19 protein-coding genes are annotated in these 22,576 nt (G+C 74.9%); 9 read left to right on the forward strand and 10 right to left on the reverse strand.

Going from position 1 to position 22,576, the window contains the following annotated elements; translation table 11 throughout:
* The first annotated feature begins 235 nt into the window (after positions 1 to 235).
* From Q0195_RS08405 to Q0195_RS08415, 3 genes are all read left to right on the forward strand, one after another.
* Positions 236 to 1,459, forward strand: coding sequence for an MFS transporter (locus tag Q0195_RS08405; RefSeq protein WP_299277040.1), 1,224 nt, complete (start codon positions 236 to 238; stop codon positions 1,457 to 1,459).
* Positions 1,460 to 1,546: 87 nt separating this feature from the next.
* Entirely contained in the window at positions 1,547 to 3,478 is a 1,932-nt protein-coding gene (locus Q0195_RS08410) for an LTA synthase family protein (protein WP_299277042.1), read from the forward strand.
* Positions 3,479 to 3,525: 47 nt separating this feature from the next.
* A complete protein-coding gene (locus Q0195_RS08415; protein ID WP_299277043.1) occupies positions 3,526 to 4,125 on the forward strand; it encodes a protein-L-isoaspartate O-methyltransferase in 600 nt (199 codons plus the stop codon).
* Between the two features lie 19 nt (positions 4,126 to 4,144).
* Here Q0195_RS08415 and Q0195_RS08420 read toward each other — a convergent pair whose 3' ends face one another.
* Entirely contained in the window at positions 4,145 to 6,511 is a 2,367-nt protein-coding gene (locus Q0195_RS08420) for an alpha/beta hydrolase domain-containing protein (RefSeq protein WP_299277045.1), read from the reverse strand.
* 116 nt (positions 6,512 to 6,627) lie between these two features.
* Between Q0195_RS08420 and Q0195_RS08425 the strand changes: the two genes are divergently transcribed.
* The gene (locus tag Q0195_RS08425; protein WP_299277047.1) at positions 6,628 to 7,794 is read left to right on the forward strand and encodes an ROK family transcriptional regulator; all 1,167 of its coding nucleotides are present in this window, start codon (positions 6,628 to 6,630) and stop codon (positions 7,792 to 7,794) included.
* 33 nt (positions 7,795 to 7,827) lie between these two features.
* Here Q0195_RS08425 and Q0195_RS08430 read toward each other — a convergent pair whose 3' ends face one another.
* Together Q0195_RS08430 and Q0195_RS08435 are read right to left on the reverse strand one after the other, a co-directional pair.
* Entirely contained in the window at positions 7,828 to 9,432 is a 1,605-nt protein-coding gene (locus tag Q0195_RS08430; protein WP_299277049.1) for a DNA polymerase Y family protein, read from the reverse strand.
* The gene (locus Q0195_RS08435) at positions 9,432 to 10,280 is read right to left on the reverse strand and encodes a hypothetical protein (RefSeq protein WP_299277051.1); all 849 of its coding nucleotides are present in this window, start codon (positions 10,278 to 10,280) and stop codon (positions 9,432 to 9,434) included. The genes Q0195_RS08430 and Q0195_RS08435 overlap by 1 nt, the downstream gene beginning before the upstream one ends.
* A 131-nt stretch (positions 10,281 to 10,411) precedes the next feature.
* On the opposite strand from Q0195_RS08435, the gene Q0195_RS08440 reads away from it, so the two are divergent.
* From Q0195_RS08440 to Q0195_RS08450, 3 genes are all read left to right on the forward strand, one after another.
* A complete protein-coding gene (locus Q0195_RS08440; RefSeq protein ID WP_299277053.1) occupies positions 10,412 to 10,939 on the forward strand; it encodes a YbhB/YbcL family Raf kinase inhibitor-like protein in 528 nt (175 codons plus the stop codon).
* Entirely contained in the window at positions 10,936 to 11,511 is a 576-nt protein-coding gene (locus tag Q0195_RS08445; RefSeq protein WP_299277055.1) for a YbaK/EbsC family protein, read from the forward strand. Before Q0195_RS08440 ends, Q0195_RS08445 begins: the two co-directional genes overlap by 4 nt.
* 86 nt (positions 11,512 to 11,597) lie before the next feature.
* On the forward strand, positions 11,598 to 12,842 hold the full coding sequence (locus Q0195_RS08450) for an MFS transporter (RefSeq protein WP_299277056.1): 1,245 nt from the start codon (positions 11,598 to 11,600) through the stop codon (positions 12,840 to 12,842).
* 41 nt (positions 12,843 to 12,883) lie between these two features.
* Here the strand turns inward: Q0195_RS08450 and Q0195_RS08455 are convergent, their stop codons facing one another.
* The 6 genes from Q0195_RS08455 to Q0195_RS08480 form a co-directional block, all read right to left on the reverse strand.
* Positions 12,884 to 13,339: a hypothetical protein gene (locus tag Q0195_RS08455; protein WP_299277058.1), complete on the reverse strand. Its 456-nt coding sequence runs from the start codon at positions 13,337 to 13,339 to the stop codon at positions 12,884 to 12,886.
* A 45-nt stretch (positions 13,340 to 13,384) separates the two neighbouring features.
* The gene (locus Q0195_RS08460; protein WP_299277059.1) at positions 13,385 to 13,849 is read right to left on the reverse strand and encodes a tRNA (cytidine(34)-2'-O)-methyltransferase; all 465 of its coding nucleotides are present in this window, start codon (positions 13,847 to 13,849) and stop codon (positions 13,385 to 13,387) included.
* Between the two features lie 29 nt (positions 13,850 to 13,878).
* Positions 13,879 to 14,700 carry an RNA methyltransferase gene (locus Q0195_RS08465; RefSeq protein WP_299277060.1) on the reverse strand — a complete coding sequence of 274 codons (822 nt, stop codon included), beginning with the start codon at positions 14,698 to 14,700 and terminating at the stop codon, positions 13,879 to 13,881.
* 51 nt (positions 14,701 to 14,751) lie between these two features.
* Positions 14,752 to 16,671 (reverse strand): ABC transporter ATP-binding protein, encoded by a 1,920-nt coding sequence (locus Q0195_RS08470; RefSeq protein WP_299277061.1) that lies wholly within the window; start codon positions 16,669 to 16,671, stop codon positions 14,752 to 14,754.
* Positions 16,668 to 18,395, reverse strand: coding sequence for an ABC transporter ATP-binding protein (locus tag Q0195_RS08475; protein ID WP_299277063.1), 1,728 nt, complete (start codon positions 18,393 to 18,395; stop codon positions 16,668 to 16,670). Before Q0195_RS08475 ends, Q0195_RS08470 begins: the two co-directional genes overlap by 4 nt.
* A gap of 110 nt (positions 18,396 to 18,505) precedes the next feature.
* The gene (locus tag Q0195_RS08480; RefSeq protein WP_299277065.1) at positions 18,506 to 19,795 is read right to left on the reverse strand and encodes an FAD-binding oxidoreductase; all 1,290 of its coding nucleotides are present in this window, start codon (positions 19,793 to 19,795) and stop codon (positions 18,506 to 18,508) included.
* A gap of 186 nt (positions 19,796 to 19,981) precedes the next feature.
* Between Q0195_RS08480 and Q0195_RS08485 the strand changes: the two genes are divergently transcribed.
* Both Q0195_RS08485 and Q0195_RS08490 read left to right on the forward strand, forming a co-directional pair.
* On the forward strand, positions 19,982 to 20,758 hold the full coding sequence (locus Q0195_RS08485; RefSeq protein WP_299277066.1) for a histidine kinase: 777 nt from the start codon (positions 19,982 to 19,984) through the stop codon (positions 20,756 to 20,758).
* Positions 20,755 to 21,441 (forward strand): response regulator transcription factor, encoded by a 687-nt coding sequence (locus Q0195_RS08490; RefSeq protein WP_299277068.1) that lies wholly within the window; start codon positions 20,755 to 20,757, stop codon positions 21,439 to 21,441. The genes Q0195_RS08485 and Q0195_RS08490 overlap by 4 nt, the downstream gene beginning before the upstream one ends.
* A gap of 88 nt (positions 21,442 to 21,529) precedes the next feature.
* Here the strand turns inward: Q0195_RS08490 and Q0195_RS08495 are convergent.
* Positions 21,530 to 22,576, reverse strand: a 1,047-nt coding sequence (locus Q0195_RS08495; protein ID WP_299277070.1) for an SPFH domain-containing protein, incomplete at its 5' end; no start/stop codon positions are given.

Genomic DNA, 22,576 nt, shown 5'->3' on the forward strand with positions numbered 1-22,576 from the left:
GCCTCGACGACGAGCTCCTCGGGCTGGCTGGCGCCGTCGAGGAAGCTGAAGGCCGAGTGCGCGTGCAGCTCGGCGTAGCGGGGGCTCACCGCACCCGCCACGGACCGTCGTCGTACATGTGTTCGAGTGTACGCCTCCGGCGGCGGTGCCCCACGCGGTGGGACATCCCCCACACCGACGCGGAGCGGGAGGTACCCGGAGGGCGCGCGGTCGGGGCCGCCGGATAATGGCGACCATGACCCGACCCAGCGGGCCCACGGGTCCTCTCTCCGGCGTCCTGCCTGCCCGCCGGCTCGCCCTGGCCGTGCTGTCGATGGCCGTGGGTGCCTTCGCCATCGGTGTCACCGAGTTCGCGACGATGGGGCTGCTGCCCCAGATCGCCGAGACCTTCGACGCACCGCTGCACCAGGCCTCCCACCTCATCGCGGCCTACGCGGTCGGGGTGGTGGTCGGCGCCCCGGTGATCATGCTCGCGCTGCCCCGACAGCCGCGCACCGGGCTGCTCATCGGCCTCGCCGGTGCCCTGGCGCTGGGCAACGCGTTCTCGGCGCTCGCCCCCACGCTGGGGACCGAGCTCGTCTCCCGGGTGCTGGCCGGGCTACCGCACGGGGCCTACTTCGGGCTCACCGCGGTGGTGGCCGCGGCCATCTCCCCGCCCCAGCGCCGGGCCCGGTCGGTCTCACTGGTCATGGTCGGCCTCACCGTGGCGACGATGGTCGGGGTGCCGCTGTCCACCGCCCTGGGCCAGCAGCTGGGCTGGCGGGCGATGTACGGGCTGGTCACCGTCATCGCGCTGGTGAGCATGGTGGCGATCTGGCAGTGGGTGCCTCCCGTGCCGGCGCGGCAGGGGGCCAGCACGCGGCGCGAGCTGACGGCGTTGACCTCCCCCCAGGTGTGGCTGGCCGTGGGTATCGGCGGCATCGGCTTCGGCGGGATGTTCGCCCTGTACAGCTTCATCGCGCCCGTCTCCACGGAGGCCGGCGTCTCCCCTGCCCACCTGCCGCTGGTGCTCGCGCTCTTCGGTGCCGGGATGACCGTCGGCACGGTGCTCGGCGGACGGCTGGCCGACCGCTCGGTGCTCGGCGCCATCGCCGTGGGGATGGGTGCCATGGCCGTGGCGCTGGCCGCCTTCGGTGCCTGGGCCAGGCAGCCGACGACGCTGCTCGTGCTCGCCCTGCTCGTCGGCATCGCCTCGGGCCCCATCGGCCCCGGGCTCCAGATCCGCCTGATCGACGCCGCCCGCCAGGGGCCCTCGCTCGGTGCGGCGCTGCACCACAGCGCGATGAACACCGGGAACGCGGTGGGTGCCTGGCTGGGTGGGGCCGTCGTCGCCGCCGGGCTCGGCTACCACGCCCCGGCGTGGGCCGGTGTCGGGCTCGCGCTGGCCGGCCTGGCCATCACGGGTGTGGCCGCGGCCGCCGAACGCCGCACCACCCGGCGGGCCGTGGGCGCCGGCTGAAGCGGGGGGCCGGCGACCGCGCCCTGCCGGACGCGCGCGGCCGGGCAGGTTACGGTGGCCCCTTCTGGCCCCCGGCAGGAGGTGACGATGACGCTCGCGAGCCGCCAGACCGAGCCGCGGGTGGCCCCCGCCCCTCCGGCCGGGCACACCGGGCTGCCCGTGCGCCACATCCTGCGCCTCGTCCTGCTGCCGGTGGCTGTCACCGCGGTGCTCGCCGCCGCCGTCAGCCTCGGGGTGGAGCTCGTCCACGTCCAGACGGAGCCCTGGCTGGAGCCTGCCGAGCGCTGGGCGTCGCTCCCCGCCCGGCTGCACGTGCTCGGCACGCTCGCCGTGTGGCCGTTCGTCGCCCTCCTCCTCGCCGTCACCGGGTCACTGTGGGCCACCACCGTCCTCACCCTCGCCGCCGGGGCCCTCATCGCCGTGGCGGACCACGAGAAGATGACGCTGCGCGGTGAGCCGCTGTTCCCGACCGACGTCGGCTACCTCACCACTCCACGGCTGCTCCTCGACTCGGCCGGGATCGACCCGCTGCTCGCCGGCGGCGCCGTGGTGCTCGTCGTGGCCGCCCTGGCCGGTGGTGCGGTGGTCCTGCGGCGGCGGCGCGGCACCCGTTCCCGTCGCGAGCGCCGGTGGCGCTGGGGCACCCGGCTGGTGCTCGGGCTCGCCGGTGCGGCCGGGCTGGTCCTCGTCGCGGGCTTCCACGAGGAGGGCAACGTGCTCCGCGCGGCCTACGAGGACGTCCCGGTCACCTGGGCCGAGTGGAACCAGGCGCAGAACTACGCCCAGAACGGCTTCGTCGCGGGGGTGCTGTACAACCTGCCCGGCGAGGCGATGACACCGCCCGAGGGGTACAGCCGCGAGCGCATGGCCGAGGTCGTGGCACGCTACGCGGACCTCGCGGCGGACGCGAACGCCGGGCGGACCGGCACGCTCCAGGACACCGACGTCGTCCTCGTCCTGGCCGAGAGCTTCAGCGACCCGACCCGCCTCGCCGGTCTGGAGATCGCCGAGGACCCGATCCCCTTCACCCGGTCCCTCATGGCCCGCACCCCCTCGGGCACCATGCTGAGCCCGGGCTACGGCGGCGGGACCGCCAACGTGGAGTTCGAGGTGCTCACCGGGATGGCGGTGGCGAGCTTCCGTCCACAGCTCCATGCGCCCTACCCGCTGCTCATCCCCCACCACGACCACTTCCCCTCCGTCGTCGACCGCCTCGGCGGGCAGCACACCGGGGTGGCGGTCCACCCCTACTCCCCGCGCTTCTACCGGCGCGAGACGGTCTACCCCCGGCTCGGTCTGGACCGGGCGGTCTTCCAGGACGCCATGAGCCACCGCGGCCGCATCGGCAACGACTCCCACATCTCCGACGCGGCCACCTACGCGGAGGTGCTCGACCAGCTCGACGCGGCGGAGGAGCCCCTGCTCGTCAACGTCGTGACGATGCAGAACCACAGCCCGTACACCGGGGTCCACCCCGACCCGATCGAGGTGAGCGGTGACCTCGACGCGGCGGCAGCCGAGGAGATCGGCCAGTACCTGCGCGGGCTCCGGCACGCCGACGACGCCCTGGCCGCGTTCCTGGCCGAGCTGTCGGCACGCCAGGAGCCGACCGTCGTCCTCGTCTACGGCGACCACCTGCCGGCCATCTGGCCCCAGTCCGTCACCGACGCGAACGACCGTCGAACGCTTCACGAGACCCCGTGGTTCGTGTGGTCCACCACCGGGCTCGCCGACGTCGTCCCTGCCCCGGTGCTCGGCCCGAACCACCTCGTCGGCCAGCTGGTTGCCGCGACCGGTGCCCCGCTCACCCCGTTCGACGCCCTGCTCGCCGCGGTCTCACGCGAGGTCCCGGCGCAGGAGGCCGGCATCATGCTCGACGCCACCGGGCAGCCGGTGGCGCCCGACCGGCTGCCTCCCCGGGCCCGGGCGCTGCTCCACGACTACCGCCTCGTCCAGTACGACCTGTCCGTGGGTGAGCGGTACAGCCTGGAGACGATCTTCCGGGTGCCGGGCACCTGAGGTCTGCAGCCCTCGCCCCACGGCCACCGCGGCGCGAGGATGACCGGATGGAGCAGGCGGATGTGGCACTGCGCGTGCAGCGGGCGCTGGCCGCCGTCGACCGGCGCCGGTTCCTCCCACCGGAGCAGCACCGCTTCGCCGGCGCCGACCGGGCCCTGCCCATCGGCCACCACGCGACCTGCTCCCAGCCGAGCACCGTGGCGCGGATGCTCACGCTGCTCGACCCGCGGCCCGGCCACCGGGTGCTCGACGTCGGTGCCGGCTCCGGGTGGACGACGGCGATCCTCGCCGAGCTCGTGGCCCCGGACGGCGAGGTGGTCGGGGTGGAGCTCGAGCCCGCGCTCGTGGAGCGGGGGAGTGCGAACCTGGCGGACTTCACCACCGACCGGGGACGGCGCGCACCGGCGCGCATCGAACCGGCGGTCACCGGTGTGCTCGGCCTGCCGCAGCACGCCCCTTTCGACCGCATCCTCGTCTCCGCCGAGGCCCGCCGGCTCCCTGACGAGCTGGTCGACCAGCTGGCCGCGGGCGGACGGATGGTCGTGCCGGTGCGGGGCCGGCTCGTCGTCGCCCGGCTGGGCGACGACGGCCGGCTGACCACCGATGCGGTGGGGACCTTCCGGTTCGTCCCGCTCCGCCGCCCTTGAGCGGTCGGCGGCCGGAGGGTCAGCGCGGCGTGCGCCGCACCCCCAGGGTGTCCCTCCCGTCCCCGTCCCAGTCACCGACGAGGACCGCGTCACCTGCACGACCGTAGGTGACCACCCGGTCGGCGTTCCCGCCGGCGAGGGTGTTGCTGATGAGGTAGACCGCTCCACGGCGCACGGCGATGGTGTCCCGGCCGTCGCCGTCCCAGTCACCGGCCAGGGTCACGTCGCTCGGCCGGCCGTAGGTGAACACGGCGTCGGCCTCCCCTCCCGCCAGGGTGTTCTTCACGTGATAGCGCGCCCCGCGACGCACCGCCAGGGTGTCCCGCCCGTCACCGTCCCAGTCGCCGACGACGACGGCGTCACCCGCGCGCCCGTACCGGAGGACGACGTCCGCCGGACCGGAGGTCATCGTGTTGCGGACGTGGTACTCGGCCCCCCGCCGCACCGCGAAGGTGTCCCGCCCGTCACCGTCCCAGTCGCCGACGAGGACGGTGTCCCCCGGGCGGCCGTAGGCCACGACCCGCTGGGCGTCCCCGCCGCGGGCGGCGTTGTTGACGTAGAACCGGTTGCCCCGCCGCACGGTGATGGTGTCCTTGCCGTCGCCGTCCCAGTCACCGACGAGCACCTCGTCGGCGTGGCGGCCGTACTGGAAGACGACGTCGGCCCACGGGTCCCAGTCGTTGTTGAGGAAGAACCCGTACCGCTGGGGGGCCTCCGGCTCCGGCTCGGGCTCCGGCTCGGGCTCGGGCTCCGGGAGCACGGCCAGGGCGGCCTTGGCCTGGCGCAGCACGGCCGCCTGCGCAGCCGCGTCGATGTCGGAGGCCTCGACCTGGGAGACCACGCGCTCCAGCCGCCCGACCGTGGCGGTGAGGTCGCCAGTGTCCGCGTACCGCAGGGCCTGGTCCGCCAGGGCCGCGAGCTCGGCCGCGAGCCCCTCCGGGATCCGGCCCTCGGCCGCGAGGTCACCCACGAGGTAGGACAGGTCGGAGTACCACGCCTGGTCGATGCCCACGTTCGCCGGCACGTGACCGAGCTCGACCGCGCGGGCGGTCGCGGCGGCGACCTGCTCGGCGTAGTCGTCGGCGCTCGGGTAGAGCTGGGCCAGGACGTCCTCCGGAAGGGGGACCGAGGCACCGTCGAGGAAGCAGAACCCCGGGCCGGAGTTCACACCGGAGTTCACCCGCACGGGCACCTCCTGCGCGGCCAGCCGGATGCCGCCCTCGGCGAGGCCGAGCTCGTCACGGACCACCTGGCCCTCGGCGTCGAGCTCGATCGGGGGTGCCGTCGGTGGCAGGACCCCCTGGGCCACCCAGGCGACGGTGTGGTCGTACACCGCGGCCTGCACCTGGTGCTGGGGCACCCGGGAGAGGGAGGGCAGGTCACACGTCTGCGGCAGGTCCGGGTGACCGCCGGGGAGCGTGCCGATGTCGCGCAGACGCAGCGGGCCGTAGTCGGTGATGAGCTTCCAGTCACCGTGCGAGGCGCCGGCGACCTCCCAGGTGCGCAGGACGTCGGAGTCGGGCTGCCGCTGGGCTGCCCCGAGGAGGTCGATCGCGACGTCGCCCTCGGAGTTGAGCTTGAAGAGCGGGGTGTCGAGGTCGGTCCGGACCGGTCCGCCGCCGCCGTGGAGGACGAAGGCGTCGAGCAGCCCGGTGAGCGGCTGGACGCTGTTGTAGTACGTGTGCAGCCGCCCCGCGGACTGCGAGTGACCGGTGGCGATGACGTAGTCCGGGTCGAGGGGCCCGAGCGGGTCGGTGTCCGCCGGGTCCCGCAGCGCCCGCACGGCCTGGCTGAACACGTCGAAGGACAGGGAGTCGTCGACGACCGTTCCGCCGTCGGTGAGGTCCAGCGTGCCGTAGCGCTCCGGGCTCCATGCGCGCAGTCCCGTGGCCGAGTGGACGCCGGCGCGCTGGGCGGAGACGCCGACCCAGGCGTAGCCCTCACGCATGAGGTGCTCGTGCGTCTGGAACCAGTCGACCTCCTGGTCCCACTGGTTGGAGACGTTGAGCCACTCGGCGATGACGACGCCGTTGAAGTCGGCCTCCTCCACCGGGCGGCGCACGACGATGCGGGTGCGGTAGGGGTGCCCGTCGCTGATGACGTCGGCGTCGGTCTGCCCGTCGGCGGCGTACCGGACGGCCTCGCCCGAGATGAGGAACTCCTCCTCGACGTAGCCGCCAGCGGCCAGGTCCACGTCGGTGGCGAGGAACGGGTAGCCGTGGTCCGGGTCGCCGACCGGGCTGGTGAGCTCCAGCGGGCCGGTCACCGTCGGGGCGCTCACCGTCTCCCCCGTCACCGACGGCGCGGGTGGCGATCCGGTGGGCGGTCCGAGCAGGGCGGGCAGGGCGAAGGTGGTGGCGACGACTGCGGCCAGGGTGCGGGCCATGGGTCCTCCGGGGTCGACGTCGGCCGGGGGCCAGTGATACGGACGATCCAGAACCTAGGAGTGGCGACAGACGGTGTCAATGGTTCAGTTCCGTCCTAAAGCGTAGGGTGGCGCTCATGTCCGACCTCCGCGACGCCACCTCCCGCGTCGTCGCCGCCCTGCGGGAGCTCGGCCCCCTGACCCGCGCCGAGCTCGCGCGGCGCACCGGCCTGCCGAAGTCGACGGTCTCGGGCGTCGTCGCCACCCTCCTGGCGAGCGGCGAGGTACGCGAGAGGGGTGCGGCGACCGGGGCTGCCCGGGCCGGAGGCCGGCGCGCCGGACGAGGTCGCGGGCGGCCCGGGACGCTGCTCACCCTCGACCCCGGTCGCGGCGAGGTGGTGGGGGTCGAGTTCGGCGCCTCCCACGTGCGCGCCCGGGTGGTCGACGCCGGGCACGGCCGCGGGCCGGGCGCGGTGCGGCGGCTCTCCCTGGCCTTCGGCGCGACGGAGGCCCTGGATGCCACGCTCAGCCTCGTGCGCGAGCTCACCGGCCGGCCGGGCGCCGCCCCGCTGCTCGGCGTCGGGCTCGCCCTGGCGCTCGGGCTCGGCCCCGCGGTGACCACGGCACCCACCGGGCCGCGGGACATGCGCCAGGGGTGGGAGGACCTCGATCTGCCGGCCGCGCTCGCCGAGGCCCTGGGGGTGCCGGTGGTCGCGGACAACGACGCGAACTGCGCGGCGCGCGCGGAGCTGCTCTGGGGTGCGGCGCGCCCCTACGACGACCTCGTGCTGTTCAAGCTGCACGCCGGTGTCGGCGGGGCGGTGGTCCTCGACCGGAAGGTACGGGTGGGCCGCAGCGGAGGTGCCGGGGAGCTCGGGCACGTCCTCGTCGACCCGCGGGGGCCGCTGTGCCGGTGCGGAGGTCGCGGGTGCCTCGAGGTGTACGCCGGGGTGCCGGCCGTCCTCGCCGCGCTCGCCGCCCGGCCCGACCGGCTGCCGACGCCCCGCGAGGTGCTCGAGCGGGCGGCGGCCGGTGACCCGGCGTGCCGGCGGGCGCTGCGCGAGGCCGGGGAGGCCACCGGGCAGGTCGCGGCCTGGCTGTGCAACGCGCTCAACCCGGAGGCGATCCTGCTCACCGGCGCGCTCAGCGGGGCCGGTGAGCTGCTCGCCGGCCCGGTGCGGGAGTCGGTGGCCCGCACCGTGCTGCCGCTCAACGCCGACGTCGACGTGGTGGTGGGGTCGCTGGGGCGCGACGCGGGCTCGTTGGGGGCCGCGGCCCTGGCCCTCGCGGCACGTCCGCGCTGAGCCCACCCCGGTGGGCGACCGGGCGGCGCAGCATCAGTCGTAGACGCCCTCGAGCCACCATGTGCCGGACTCCAGGGCGAGCAGCCGGGCCACACCGTCGGACAGCGCCACCTGCAGCCAGTTGCGCCGGCGTCCGCGCTCCCACCAGCGTTCCCACATCGGCCACGGCCCGGCCCAGCCGACCACCTCCCAGCTCGCGTCCTCGTCCACCACCCGCACCGGCTCCCCGCTGAGCCGGGCCCGCGCGTCCACCGTCACCGGGGCCCCGGCGTCGTCGAGGACGACGACGGCGCGCCGCTCCCCCAGCACCGTCGCCGGCGGCGGGGATGGCAGCTGCCCGGGCCACGGGGCGTCGGGGCGCAGCGCGGGGACCGGGTCGTCGCCCCAGGCCACCAGCCGCACCCGGGTGCGCGGGTCCCGGCCGCCCTGGAGGACGGGGACGAGCACCCCCTCGGCACCGAGCAGGCCCTGGACCCGCAGGGCGGCCCGCTCCGCCTGCACCTCCCCCCGACCCCGGCGCCCCCATAGCCCGTCGCTGACGACCCCCGCGGGGCTGACCTCCTGGGCGAGCAGCTCCAGGTGGACGAGCGGCGCGCTCGGCGGACGGGCGCTGCGCCCGGCGAGCCAGCCGTCCAGCTGCCAGCGCACCCGGTCGGTGAGGTCCGCGGCGCTGGGGGCGGCGTCCAGCCGCCAGGTGCGGGACAGCTCGGTGCCGTCCTCGGTGCGGGCCAGCACCTGGACCCGCCCGCACACCACGCCGCGGCGCTGCAGCCGCTCGGCGAGCTCCTCGGCCAGGGCGCGGGCGGCGAAGGCGGCGACGTCGGAGCGTGCCGCGGGCGGGTCGAGGTCGGTGCGCACGGTGACGTCCTGCTCCGGACGCCGCGGGGCGGGCACGGAGATGTCCCCGCCGCGGGCGAGCCGGTGGGCGAGCATCCCGAGCGTGCCGAAACGGGCGGCGACGTCACCCGGGGCCAGGGCGGCCAGCGCCCCGAGGGTGCGCAGCCCGAGCCGGCGCAGCAGGTCGGTGAGCTCGGTGAGCTCGGCCCGCCGCTCCCGGGTGGTGGCGGCGAGCTCGAGCAGCCGCACGTCCTGCGGGGCCAGGAACCCCGGCCCCCGCCCGGGCGGGACGACGATCCCGGCGCGGGCGGCGAGCAGGGCGGCGAGCAGCCCGTCGGCCACCCCCACCTGGCACTCGGCACCCACCTCCTCGGCGACCGTGCCGACGAGCAGCTCGGCGAGCCGCTCCTCCCCTCCGGCGTGCCGGCTCGGCCCGCGTGCGGGCATGAGCAGCACCCCGGGACGGGCGACCTCGACCCCGACGACGACGTCCTCCACCGCCTGGACGACCGGTTCGAAGGCCCGGGCGTCCCGGTTCTCGTCGGCGGGGAGCAGGACGAGCTCGGGACACAGCCCCTGGGCCGTGCGGCGCCGCATCCCGCGCCGCACCCCCGCCGCCCGGGCGGCGGCCGAGCAGACGACGACGCCGCGGGAGTCGTGGACCGCGACCGGCTCGTGGCCGGCGACCACCCCCTCCGCGACGGCGGCCGCCACCGGCCAGTCCGGGACCCAGAGCACCGCCCGGCGCAGCGCCGGCAGGCCGGGCCCGGTGGGGGCGGGTGCCTCGGACCCGGCGCCCATCAGGACACCGCCTGGAGCCGGGGGCCGGGGCCCTGCGCGGCGGGCACCTGCTCGGGGACGGGACCGGGGCCGTGCAGCGCGCCGTCGTCCACGACGTCGAGCCCGCTCGCACCGACCCGCAGCCGCACCCGGCCGGCCACCCCGTTGCGGCTGCGGCCGTGGACGGTCATCTCCCCGGCCCTCACGCTGCCCCAGCCGCGGCCCAGCCCCTCGGTGCGGACCTGCCCCGCCCGCAGGACGACGTCCGCCCCGGGCCAGTGCGCCGTGCTGAGCAGCACCGCGCCGCGGCTCCGCAGCCGGGCCGACAGCAGCCGCCGGTCCCGGGCGCCCAGCGCGCGGCAGTCCCCGACGGCCAGGACGTCCACCCCGTCGACCAGGGCACCGACCACGGCGGCCGACTCCGGGCCGGTCCGCGGCACGAACAGGCACCGCTCCAGTGCCACCCCCGCCTCGGCGGCGGCCTGGAGACCGAGGTCCGGCAGCGCCGCCAGCGCCACCCACCCCTCCCCCTGGGCGGCGGCGACGAGGGCGAGCAGCAGCGAGGCGGACCCGCCGACCTGGACGACGCTGCCGCGCCGCAGCCCGGAGGCGGGGAAGAAGCCGGCCAGCGCGGCGGGCACCGGCAGGTGGTCGGCCACGCCGCCTCCGACGGGACCGGTCGCGGTGGTGGGCGGCCCGGCGGCGTCCTCCCCCGCCGCCCTCCCCGGGGCGGGACGGGCGGGGGGTGCGGCGGCGTCATCGGCGAGCCGCAGGGGTGCCGCAAGACGCGTCCGCAGACCGGCCGCCGCCTCGGCCCGTTCCAGGGCCCGGCGTGCGGTGGCCATGCGCTCGGCCGGGGTCATCGTCACCTCCACAGTTTATCGAACCTGTGTTCGATCATGACAGGGGGTGCTGACATCGGTTCCCTCGGCGTGGACATCGCTGCACCGCACCGCACGGCACCGTAGGTTGGAGAGGAACCCACCAACAGGAGGCCTCGATGGATCTACGACGACCTGTCGCACCGGCACCGTACGACCTGCTGCCGCCGGTGCCGTCCTTCACCCTGACGAGCAACGACATCGTCGACGGGCAGCCGCTCGACGCGAAGTTCACCGCCGACGGCGGCAACGTCTCCCCGCACCTGGCGTGGTCCGGGTTCCCGCCCGAGACGCAGAGCTTCCTGGTCAACTGCTTCGACCCGGACGCCCCCACGCCGGCCGGGTTCTGGCACTGGACCGTCGTCGACCTGCCCGCCGACCTCACCGAGCTCGAGCAGGGCTGGGGCGAGAGCGACCTCATGCTCCCGGGTGCGGCCTTCCACGTCCGCAACGACGGCGGCACGCACGCCTACACCGGCGCCGCCCCGCCGCCCGGTGACCACGTGCACCGCTACTTCTTCGCCGTGCACGCGCTCAAGGTCGACTCCCTCGAGCTCGACGCCGACGACAGCCCCACCAAGGTGGCCTTCGTCGCCCTGTTCAACACGATCGCCCGGGCGGTCATCGCCCCCACCTTCCAGCGGTGAGCGCCGCACCGACGACGGCGAGCGACGGGTCGGTGCGCTTCGGCACGCTGACCTGGGTGCCCGCGCTGCAACGCCCGGACCTGCTCGCCGCACCGGTCCGGGCCGCGCTGGAGGACCTCCCGCAGGCAGACCAGGTCCGCGTGGTCGAGATCGACCCCGACCACGCCGACACGGCCGCGATGACCGAGGCCTACGACCTGCCGCTGGAGGTGTCGGTCAACTGCGTGCTCGTGGCCGGCAAGCGCTCCGGGGAGGAGCGGGTGGCGGCCTGCGCCGTGCGGGCCACGACCCGCGCCGACGTGAACTCCACCGTCCGCCGCCTGCTGGACGTGCGCAAGGCGTCCTTCTGGCCGACGGACCGGGCGGTGGCGGAGTCGGGCATGGAGTACGGCGGGATCACGCCCGTGGGCCTGCCGGCGCAGTGGCGCCTGCTCGTCGACGCCGCCGCCGCGAGCGGCCCGGTCATCATCGGCAGCGGGGTACGCCGCTCCAAGCTCCTGCTCCCCGGTGAGGTGCTCGCGCAGCTGCCGGGGGCCGAGCTCGTCGAGGGGCTCGGGCTGCCCGTCGGGTGAGCCGCGGCGCCGGCCGACCGTAGACTCGAGCGGTCCGGCCGCCCGGTCGGCCGGCGTCCCCCGCATCACCTCCCCGGAACGGTGCCATGCCCTCCTCCCCCGCCGCGCGTCCTGCAGCGCCGTCCCGCCTCCTCCGGGGTGCCCGGCTGGCGACGGCGGCGCTGTTCTTCACCAACGGGGCGCTGTTCTCCAACCTGCTGCCCCGGTACCCGGCGATCAAGTCGGGGCTGGACCTCACGCACACCCAGTTCGGGCTGGTGGTCATCGCCTTCCCGATCGGCGCCATCGTCGCCGGGCTCGGCGCGGCCGCAGCCATCCGGCGCTTCGGTGCCGCGGATGTCGCCGTCATCGGCACGGTGCTCACGGCCGTAGGGCTCGTCGTCGTCGGCTGGGCACCGGCGCTGTGGCTGCTCATCGCGGCCCTCTTCGTGGCCGGTGCCGCCGACTCGATCACCGACGTCGGGCAGAACAGCCACGGCATCGCCGTCCAGCGCGGCTACGGACGGTCGATCATCAACTCCTTCCATGCGGTGTGGAGCGCGGGGGCGGTCACCGGCGGCCTCATGGGGACGGCCGCCGCGGCCCGCGACGTGCCCCTCGGCGTCCACCTCACCGTCTCCGGCGTGGTGTGGGTGACGGTGGCCGTCGTGGCACGGCGCTTCACCCTGCCGCCCGGGATGTCGGTCGGTCCGCCGCTCGCGGTGGACCGCGGGCCGGCCGGTGGTCCGGCGCGCGCGTGGCTGCGCCGGCCGGGGGTGTTCCTCGCCGCCCTCGTCCTCATCGCGATGAGCGGCACCATGGTCGAGGACGCCGGGAACACGTGGTCGGCGGTCTTCCTCAGCCAGGAGCTCGGCGCCGTCCCCGCGCTCGCCGGCCTCGGCTTCGTGGCCACGGTCGGTGCCCAGTTCGTCGGCCGGGTGCTCGGCGACCCGATGACCGACCGCCTCGGTCAGCGCGCCGTCGCCCGCATCGGGGCGTTGCTCATCGTCACCGGGATGGGGGTGGTCGTCCTGGGCCCCGGCGCGGGCGCCGTCGTCGGCGGCTTCGCGCTCGCCGGGTTCGGCTCGGCGACCCTGGTCCCCGCGGCGATGAACGCCGCGGACGACATGCCCGGGATGCGCGCGGGCACGGCGCTGACGATCGTCTCCTGGCTCATGCGGGTCGCCTTCGTCGTCTCCCCGCCCCTGGTCGGTGCGCTGGGCGACGCGTTCGGCCTACGCGCCGGGCTCGCCGTCGTTCCGGTCCTCGCCGTCGGGACACTGTTCCTCGCCGGGGTCCTGCGGGGCCGGCCCGCTGCGCCGGCGTCCACCGGCCCTAGCCTGGGCGGGTGACCGACGCCCCGGCCCGGGGGCTGCGTCCGCCGCCCTGAGGATCAGGCGCCTTCCTGCCCCCGCGGCAGCCGGCGGCGCTCCGCATCGCCCTGCTCGACGAGCGCGGTGAAGATCTGCGCGAAGAGCTCCTCCACCCGGTCCTCGACGGCGGCGGCGTCCTGTGCCTGGCGCTTGCGGTCGTGGATCGCCATGAGGTCGATGGCGCTGTCGAGCCTGTCGGCCTGGGCAAGCCAGCCCTCGGCGCGGGCGACCTCGTCGGGGGTGCGTGCGGTGGCCAGCGCCCGCTCGGCCTGGCCGCGGAGCACGACGACGGAGCGGCGCAGACTCTCCGGCCGGGAGCGGGCCGACCGCGCCTTGGCGAACCGGTCGAGGAGCTGCTGCCCCTGCCGGGCCAGCTCGGGGTTGTCCCGCAGCATCTCGGCGGCCTTCTTCACGGCCGGGTAGACCACCGGCCCGAACTTCGCGGCCGCGCGGATGATCGTCCTCACCTTGCCCATGCCGTGCGCTCCTTCCCGTCGGTCGAGGTTACGTCCCTGCCCGGTCTACCGCCCGCCCGCGTAGCCGAGCTGGCGCCACGCCTCGTACACGGCGACCGCCGCCGAGTTCGACAGGTTCATCGAGCGGGCGCCGGGGACCATGGGGATGCGTACCCGGTCGGTCACCCGCGGGTCGTCGATGACCTCCTGCGGCAGCCCGGTGGTCTCCGTCCCGAAGAGCAGCACGTCGCCGGGTCGGTAGGCGACGGAGGAGAACCGGGTCCTCCCCTGGCCGGTGAAGGCGTACACCCGGCCCTGGCCGACGGCCGTGAGGGCGGCGTCGAGGTCCGGGTGGACGACCACGCGCGCCATGTCGTGGTAGTCGAGCCCGGCCCGCCGCAGGTGCGCGTCGCTCAGCTCGTAACCGAGCGGTTCCACAAGGTGGAGGATGGCACCGGTGCACGCGACCATGCGGATCGCGTTCCCGGTGTTCGGCGGGATCTTCGGCTCGTGGAAGACGACGTGGAACACCGTGCGATTCTCCCAGGTGGTCGGTGGGGCTAACGCGTCGCGTAGAACACGACGGCGGCCGAGGCGGCCACGTTGAGGGAGTCCACGCCCGCCGCCATCGGGATCCGCACCACCCGGTCGGCCGCCGCCAGCACCCGCGGCGAGAGGCCGTGCCCCTCGGGCCCGAAGACGAAGGCGGAGCGCTCGTGGCCCTCGGCGACGTACTCCTCCAGTGTGATCGAGTCGTCGCTCAGCGCGAGGGCGGCGATGACGTAGCCGAGCCGGCGGGCCTCGTCGATGGCCCCGGGCCAGGAGTCGAGCCGGGTCCAGGGCACCTGGAACACGGTGCCCATGGACACGCGCACGGAGCGCCGGTAGAGCGGGTCGGCGGAGGTCGGGGTGACCAGGACGGCGTCGACCCCGAGCGCGGCTGCGCTGCGGAACGCGGCCCCCAGGTTGGTGTGGTCGACCATCCCGTCGAAGACCGCAACGCGTCGCGCCCCGGCGACGACCTCCGCCACGCTCGGCAGCGGCGGGCGGTGCATGGCGGCCAGTGCCCCGCGGTGGAGGTGGAAGCCGGTGATCTCCCGCAGCACCGGCTCCTCGGCGACGAAGACGGGCACGTCCGGGCCGCCGTCCCCGGCACCGCACGCCTGGACGATGACGGGGGTGATGCCCTCGAGCCACCGCTCGGCCATGAGGAAGGACCGGGGCCGGTGCCCGGCGGCCACGGCACGGGTGATGACATTGGTGCTCTCGGCCATGTACAGGCCTCGCTCGGGCTCGAGCTTCCGGCGCAGCGCGACGTCGGTGAGGCTGGTGTAGTCGGCGAGTCGCTCGTCGGCGGGGTCGGTGATGCGGATCAGCGGCACCGGGCCATTGTGCCGTGCCGTCCGCGGGCCTGGGAGCAGCCGACGGGCCGGCTACTCCGTCGCCACGACCGGTGCGGTGAACTGGCTGCGGTAGAGGCGGGCGTAGGCGCCGTCGGCCGCGAGCAGCTCCTCGTGGGTGCCCTGCTCGACGATGTCACCGTGCTCCATGACGAGGATGACGTCGGCGTCGCGGATGGTGCTCAGCCGGTGGGCGATGACGAAGGAGGTGCGGCCCTTGCGCAGCTCGGTCATCGCGTGCTGGACGAGCATCTCGGTGCGGGTGTCCACCGAGCTCGTCGCCTCGTCGAGGATGAGGAGCTGCGGCTCGGCGAGGAACGCCCGGGCGATGGTGATGAGCTGCTTCTCCCCGGCCGAGACGCCGCCACCCTCCTCGTCGATGACCGTGTCGTAGCCGTCGGGCAGACTCTGGACGAAGCGGTCCACGCTGGCCGCCCGGGCGGCACGCTCGACGTCCTCGCGGGTGGCACCGTCCTTGCCGAAGGCGATGTTCTCCGCGATCGTGCCCTCGAACAGCCAGGTGTCCTGCAGGACCATCCCGATCGGCCGGCGCAGGTCGTGGCGGGTCATGGCCCTGGTGTCGACGCCGTCGAGCAGGATCCGGCCGGAGTCGATCTCGTAGAACCGCATGAGGAGGTTGACCAGCGTCGTCTTCCCGGCGCCGGTGGGCCCGACGACGGCCACCGTCTGCCCCGGCTCGACGTGCAGGTCGAGGGCGGTGATGAGCGGGCGCTCCGGGTCGTAGGAGAAGGCGACGTCCTCGAACCGCACCTGGCCGCGGACCACCTCGGGGCGCTGCCCGGGCTGCGGGTCGGGCGACATCTCCGGGGAGTCCATGACCTCGAAGATCCGCTCGGCGGAGGCCACCCCGGACTGGACGAGGTTGGCCATCGAGGCGAGCTGGGCCAGCGGGTGGCTGAACTGCCGCGAGTACTGGATGAACGCCTGGACCGAGCCGAGGCTCAGGTCGCCCGAGGCGACGCGCAGGCCGCCGACGACGGCGACGAGCACGTAGTTGAGGTTCCCGACGAACGCCATCATCGGCATGATCGTGCCGGAGATGAACTGGGCCCGGAAGCTGGCCCGGAAGAGCCGCTCGTTGTCCTCGGTGAAGCCCTCCCGCACGGCGTCCTGGGCGTTGAACGCGGTGACGAGCTCGTGTCCGGTGAAGGCCTCCTCGACCTTGCCGCCGAGGTCGCCGGTGGACTTCCACTGGTTGACGAAGTGCGGCTGGGCGCGCTTGGCGATGGTCATCGTCGCCCACGCCGAGACCGGCACGGTCACCAGCGCGATGAGCGCGAGCTGCCAGGACAGCACGAACATCATGACGAGGACACCCACCACGGTCACCACGGAGGTGACGACCTGCGAGAGCGTCTGCTGCATCGTCTGGGAGAGGTTGTCGATGTCGTTGGTGACCCGGGACAGCACGTCGCCGCGGGCGCGGGAGTCGAGCTCGCGCAGTGGCATCCGGTCGATCTTCGCCTGGACGTCGCGGCGCAGCGCGAAGGCGGTGCGCTGCACGACGCCGGCGAGGATGCGGCCCTGCACCCACATGAGCAGGGAGGAGCCGAGGTAGACGGCGAGCACGAGGAGGATGACCCGGGTCAGCGCGCCGAAGTCGATGCCCTGGCCGGGGACGAGGTCCATGCCGGCGACCATCTCGGCGACCTGCTCCTGGCCGCCGCGCCGCAGCCCTTCGACGGCCTGCTCCTGGGTGACCCCGGGCGGCAGCATCCGGCCGACGACGCCGTTGAAGACGATGTCGGTGGCGCGGCCGAGCAGCGCGGGGCCGACCACCTGGAGCGCGACGGCGGCGACGGCGAGGACGACGACGCCGAGCAGCCGGAGCTTCTCGGTGCCCAGCTCGCGCAGCAGGCGGCGCAGCGTGGCGCCGAAGTTGGCCGACTTCTGTCCCGGGGGGACGCCGGGGCCCGGTCCGTGGTGGCTCACGCCGCCTCCTGTGCGCTCAGCTGGGACAGGACGATCTCCTGGTAGGTCGCGTTGGAGTCCATGAGCTCGCCGTGGGTGCCGCGCCCGACGATCCGGCCCTCGTCCAGGACGACGATCTCGTCGGCGTCGCGGATGGTGGCAACCCGCTGGGCGACGATGAGCACGGCCGCGCCCGCGGTGGCAGCGGGCAGTCCGGCGCGGAGCCGGGCGTCGGTGGCGTAGTCCAGGGCGGAGAAGGAGTCGTCGAAGACGTAGAGGTCGGCGGGCTTGAGCAGCGCACGGGCGATCGCCAGCCGCTGCCGCTGGCCACCGGAGAAGTTCGAGCCGCCCTGCTCGACCCGGGCGTCGAGCCCGAGCTCGCGGACGAAGTCGCCGGCCTGGGCGGCGTCCAGCGCCGCCCACAGCTCCTCGTCGGTGGCCTCCGGCCGGGAGAACCGCAGGGTCGAGGCGATGGTGCCGGAGAAGAGGTAGGCACGCTGCGGCACGAGGGAGATGCGGGCCCGCAGGTCGGCCGGGTCGAGCTCGCGCACGTCGATGCCGGCGGCCCGGACCGCGCCCGCGGTGGGGTCGATGAGCCGGGGCAGCAGGTTGACCAGGGTGGTCTTGCCGGCGCCGGTGGAGCCGATGACCGCCGTCGTGCGTCCCGGCTCCAGCCGCAGGGAGATGTCGTGGAGGACGGGCTCGGCCGCTCCCTCGAAGCCGAAGGTGGCGCCGTCGAGCTCGATGACCACCCGCCCGGCGGGCAGCTCGCGGGGACGGGCCGGGCGCACGATGCCCGGCTCGGTGGCCAGGACGGCGTCGATGCGCTCGGCCGACACGGAGGCGCGCGGGACGAGCATGAACATCATCGAGGCCATGAGCACCGACATGAGGATCTGCATGAGGTAGTTGAGGAAGGCGACGAGCGAGCCGACCTCCATCGCGCCGCTGTCGATGCGCCCGGCGCCGAACCACACCACGGCCACCGACGAGGCGTTCATGATGAGCATGACGACCGGGAACATCAGCGCCATGAGGTAGCCGACGCGCAGGCTGGTGTCGAAGAGCTCGGTGTTGGCCCGCGCGAAGCGCTCCCGCTCGCTGTCCTGCCGGTTGAAGGCCCGGATCACCCGCACGCCGGTGATCTGCTCCCGCATCACCCGGTTGATCCGGTCGATGCGCTCCTGGATGAGCCGGAAGAGCGGCCCCATGCGCAGCGCGATGAACCCCATGACGCCGAGGAGCAGCGGGACGACGAGGAGGAGCAGCGCGGAGAGGCCGACGTCCTGCCGCAGCGCCATGATGACGCCGCCGACCATCATGATCGGGGCCATGACGATGATCGTGAAGGTCATCAGGGTGACCATCTGGACCTGCTGGACGTCGTTCGTCGAGCGGGTGATGAGCGAGGGGGCGCCGAACCGGCCGGCCTCCGCCACGGAGAAGCGCTGGACGCGGCTGAAGACGGCGTGGCGCAGGTCGCGTCCCACGCTCATCGCGGCCCGGGCGCCGAGGTAGACGGCGCCGATCGCGCAGGCCACCTGGACGCCGCTGATGAGCAGCATGACGCCGCCGACGCGCAGGATGTAGCCGATGTCCCCGACGACGACGCCGTCGTTGATGATGTCGGCGTTCAGGCTGGGCAGGGACAGGGCGGCGATCGTCTGGACGAACTGCAGGACGACGACGACGAGGACGTCGCGGCGGTACGGACGCAGGAAGCGCCGCAGGACGGGCAGGAGCATGTCAGCCTTTCGACCTCACCGGCCGCGCGGGCAGGCCCGTGCGGCGTCGCGTCTCTCGACGCGCCCGGACAGCGTAGGTCCTGCCCCCGACATGCCGGAAGCGGTTTCGCTCAGGGCCGCACGGCGCCGGCGAAGACGCCGGTCGGGTCATACGCCTCCCGCACCCGCGACAGCCGCTCCCGGGTGGCCGGTGGGTAGGCGGCTGATACCGCGGCATCACCGGTCTCGGACAGGAAGTTGACGTAGCTGCCGGTGCCGCGGCGGGCGATGTCGGTCCACCGGCCGGTGAGGTGCTCGGCGCCGCCGCCGAAGGAGACGGCAGTGACGAGAGTCTCTGCGTCTCGGTGGGCGAAGGCGGAGGCGTCGGCCGGGACACGGCCCAGGGCGCCGCCCAGGCCGCGCAGTGAGACCACCGTGCCCGACGCCAGCACCGCGATGTGGGCCGCCGCCGCGTCGTCGAGCTCGGGGAGGAACGCGGTGCGCATCGTGGGGCGCCCGCCCGCCGGGTGGTGCGTGTCGGCGAGGACGTCCGCGTACGGGCGCACCGCCACGTCGCTGCCCAGCACCGGGCCGAGCGTGCGGAACGGGTCGAGGGCCGCGTCGGCCGCCTCCCCCACGAGGCACAGCCCGAGCACCGCCACGGCGGGGCGCCCCTCCGTCGGCGGGACGAGGGTGAGCGTCGTGGTGAGGCGCTCGTCGGCGGCGCGCTGCCGGTCGCGCCAGGCGGTGAGGACGGTGAACGGGTCGTCCAGGGCGAAGGTCACCGTGCCGAAGACGACGTCGGTCACGGGGTGGGCCCGGAAGTCGAACCGGGTGACGACGCCGAGGCCACCGCCGCCGCCACGCAGCGCCCAGAACAGGTCCGGGTGCTTCTCGGGGCTCGCGTGGACCACCGCGCCGCTCGCGGTGACGACCTCGGCGCCGACGAGGTGGTCGACCGCCAGGCCGTAGCGGCGCACCATCCAGCCGATGCCGCCGCCGAGGGTGAGCCCGCCGACGCCGACGCTCGCGGTGTCGCCGGCGGTGAGCCCGAGCCCGTGCGGCCGTAGCGCCTGGGCCACCGCGCCCCAGGTGGCGCCGCCGCCGACCCGCACGAGGCGGGTGGTGGGGTCGACGTCGACGGTGTCGAGCAGGCGCAGGTCGAGGAGCAGCCCGCGGTCCACGGTGGTGAGCCCGGCGATGCTGTGCCCGCCGGCCCGGACGGTGAGCGGCAGCCGGTAGCCGCGGGCGAACCGCACGACCGAGGCCACCTGGGGCGTGAGACGGGGGCGGACCACGAGGTCGGGGCTGCCCTCGCCCGCCGGCGTCGTGGCGGCGAGGACGTACTCGGGGTCGCCGGGCCGCAGGACGCCGTCGGGGATCGTCGCGGAGAGGTGGTCGAGGGGGATCTGCAGGGTCATCGGACGTCTCCTTTCGGGTGCCACCGAGCGTCCTCGCGCAGCACCGGGGCGTCGTCGTCCGCTCGGCGTCACTTCCGTACGCTCCGTGTGCACTCGGGCCGGCGCCGCCGTACGACGCAGGGAGGTGCCCTCGTCTACTCCCTGAGGAGGACGTGGACCGGTCCCCTCGCTCAGTACCCTCCCGCCATGCGGACCGATCGCGGCTGGAAGCGCTTCTACGCCACCGGGTGGCTCGTCTCGGTGCTCATCGGCGCTGCCGCGGTGCACCAGTGGCAGGGCCGGGTGCGGGCGGTCGAGGAGCGGCTGGCGGAAGCGGAGCGCACCCGCGAGGCGGTGGTCCAGCGGGTGGCGGCCGACGAGCGGCTGCGCATCGCCCGCGAGCTTCACGACTCCCTGTCCCACAGCATCTCGGTCATCAAGGTGCAGGCCGGGGTGGCCGTCCACCTGGCCCGCAAACGCGGGCAGGAGGTCCCCGAGGCGCTGGCGGCGATCCAGGAGGCCGCCGGGGACGCCGCCGCCGAGCTGCGCGAGACGCTGCGGGTGCTGCGGCGGGCGGACGAGCGCGGCGAGCCCGTGCGCGGCGTGGACCAGCTGCCCGAGCTCGTCCGCCGCGCCCACGCCACCGGCCTGGACACCCGCCTCGAGGTCACCGGCCGGGCCCGCGACCTGCCGCCGGCGGTGGACGCCGCCGCCTACCGGATCGTCCAGGAGGCGCTGACCAACGTCACCCGGCACGCCCGCGCGAGCACGGCCCGCGTCCAGGTGGACTACCGGCCCGGCTGGGTGGTCGTGCGCGTGGACGACGACGGCGTCGGTCTCGCCGGGGCGCCGGCACACACCGGGCTGGGGCTCGTCGGGATGCGGGAGCGCACCGCGGCGCTCGGCGGCCACCTCGTCGCGGACGGCCGGCCGGGCGGCGGCTTCGCCGTCCGGGCCGAGCTGCCGACCGGGGAGGCGGGATGATCCGGGTCGTGCTGGTGGACGACCAGCCGCTCATCCGCAGCGGGCTGCGCGCGCTGCTCGACGCGGAGGACGACGTCGCCGTCGTCGCCGAGGGCGGGGACGGGCACGAGGCGGTCGCCCTCGCGGTCGAGCACCGACCCGACATCGTCCTGCTCGACATCAAGATGCCGGGGATGGACGGCATCGCGGCGACCCGGGAGATCACCGCCCGGCCCGAGCTCGGGGCGACCCGGGTGGTCATCCTGACGAACTACGGTCTGGACGAGTACGTCTTCACCGCGCTGCGCGCCGGGGCGGCCGGCTTCCTCGTCAAGGACACCGACCCCGCCGACCTGCTCCAGGGTCTGCGGGTGGTGGCCGAGGGGGACGCGCTGCTCTCCCCCGGCGTCACCCGCACCCTGATCAGCGAGTTCGTCGCCCGCCCGACGAGCGCCGTGTCCACCGCGGACCTGCGCTACCTCACCCCGCGCGAGCGGGAGGTGGTCGCGCTCGTGGGGCACGGGCTGAGCAACGCCGAGATCGCCGAGCGGCTCGTCGTCAGCCCGACGACGGCCAAGACCCACGTGAGCCGGGCGATGGCGAAGGTGCACGCCCGCGACCGCGCCCAGCTCGTCGTCTTCGCCTACGAGTCCGGGCTGGTCCAGCCCCGGGAGACGCGGCGCGGCACGACCACCGGGACGTAGTCCGGGCCTCGGCCCGCAGCGAGAGCGGCGAGCGACGGGAAGGACACGACACGCCGACCAGGCCTGTGGTCGCCGTGTCGTGGCCGGCTCAGCCGTGGCCCTCCGGTTCCTCACCCTGCGCGACGTCGGGGTCGACGGTGCTCGGCGGCCCGGCGGTGGGCCCGGGCTGGTTCGCCGAGGGCGGCGGGGCCTGCCGCGGGGCACCGGGGGCCGGTGGGTGCGGGGCCCCGGACGGCGGTGCCGCGGGGGTGCCGGACGGCGGTGGCGGCGCGAAGCGGGCGGTGTCCTCCGGCCGGACGTGGCGCCCGCCGCCCGGCTGCTCGCTCTCGGCCGGCCGCTGCCCACGCTCGGCGGACTCGGAGAAGGGACGTCCGGAGCGTTCACCGGCCGCGGTGGCCTCGGAGGTGGCCTGCCGGGCCTCGCTGCGCGCCTGGGCCAGGGCCTCGTCCGGGTCCTGCAGGCTGGTCTCGGCCAGCCCGGCGGCCATGGACCGGTCGTGGGCGCCGAAGTCCACCTCGGCGGGCGGGCCGGAGTCGTCGTCGTCCGCGCCACCACCGCCGGGTGCCCCGCCGCCGAAGCCGCGGGCGATGGTGCCCAGCGCCGCGGTGAACTCGGTGGGGATGACGAAGAACTTGCTGGAGTCCTTGCTCGCCAGCTCGGGGAGCATCTGCAGGTACTGGTAGGCGAGGAGCTTGGGGTCCGGCTTGCCGCGGTGGATGGCGTCGAAGACCTGGAGGATGGCGCGCGACTCACCCTGCGCCTTGAGGATCGCGGACTGGGCCTCACCCTCGGCGCGCAGGATCGCCGCCTGCTTCTCACCCTCGGCGGTGAGGATCTGGGACTGCTTGACACCCTCGGCGGTGAGGATCGCGGCGCGCCGGTCACGCTCGGCGCGCATCTGCTGCTCCATCGAGCCCTGGACGCTGGCGGGCGGGTCGATCGCCTTGAGCTCCACCCGGTTGACCCGGATGCCCCACCGGCCGGTGGCCTCGTCGAGGACGCCGCGCAGCTGCCCGTTGATCTGGTCGCGGCTGGTGAGCGTCTGCTCCAGGTCCATCGAGCCGATGACGTTCCGCAGCGTCGTCACGGTCAGCTGCTCGATACCGGTGATGTAGTTGGCGATCTCGTAGGTCGC

The sequence above is a fragment of the uncultured Georgenia sp. genome, assembly GCF_937958535.1.
Classification (GTDB): Bacteria; Actinomycetota; Actinomycetes; order Actinomycetales; family Actinomycetaceae; genus Oceanitalea.

Bases quoted from the DNA above. Each gene is read 5' to 3' on its own strand.
- Q0195_RS08475 (WP_299277063.1), bottom strand. From the start codon at position 18,395: ATGCTCCTGCCCGTCCTGCGGCGCTTCCTGCGTCCGTACCGCCGCGAC.
- Q0195_RS08420 (WP_299277045.1), bottom strand. From the start codon at position 6,511: ATGGCCCGCACCCTGGCCGCAGTCGTCGCCACCACCTTCGCCCTGCCC.
- Q0195_RS08455 (WP_299277058.1), bottom strand. From the start codon at position 13,339: ATGGGCAAGGTGAGGACGATCATCCGCGCGGCCGCGAAGTTCGGGCCG.
- Q0195_RS08440 (WP_299277053.1), top strand. From the start codon at position 10,412: ATGGATCTACGACGACCTGTCGCACCGGCACCGTACGACCTGCTGCCG.
- Q0195_RS08430 (WP_299277049.1), bottom strand. From the start codon at position 9,432: ATGGGCGCCGGGTCCGAGGCACCCGCCCCCACCGGGCCCGGCCTGCCG.
- Q0195_RS08450 (WP_299277056.1), top strand. From the start codon at position 11,598: ATGCCCTCCTCCCCCGCCGCGCGTCCTGCAGCGCCGTCCCGCCTCCTC.
- Q0195_RS08490 (WP_299277068.1), top strand. From the start codon at position 20,755: ATGATCCGGGTCGTGCTGGTGGACGACCAGCCGCTCATCCGCAGCGGG.
- Q0195_RS08415 (WP_299277043.1), top strand. From the start codon at position 3,526: ATGGAGCAGGCGGATGTGGCACTGCGCGTGCAGCGGGCGCTGGCCGCC.
- Q0195_RS08405 (WP_299277040.1), top strand. From the start codon at position 236: ATGACCCGACCCAGCGGGCCCACGGGTCCTCTCTCCGGCGTCCTGCCT.
- Q0195_RS08410 (WP_299277042.1), top strand. From the start codon at position 1,547: ATGACGCTCGCGAGCCGCCAGACCGAGCCGCGGGTGGCCCCCGCCCCT.
- Q0195_RS08485 (WP_299277066.1), top strand. From the start codon at position 19,982: ATGCGGACCGATCGCGGCTGGAAGCGCTTCTACGCCACCGGGTGGCTC.
- Q0195_RS08480 (WP_299277065.1), bottom strand. From the start codon at position 19,795: ATGACCCTGCAGATCCCCCTCGACCACCTCTCCGCGACGATCCCCGAC.
- Q0195_RS08425 (WP_299277047.1), top strand. From the start codon at position 6,628: ATGTCCGACCTCCGCGACGCCACCTCCCGCGTCGTCGCCGCCCTGCGG.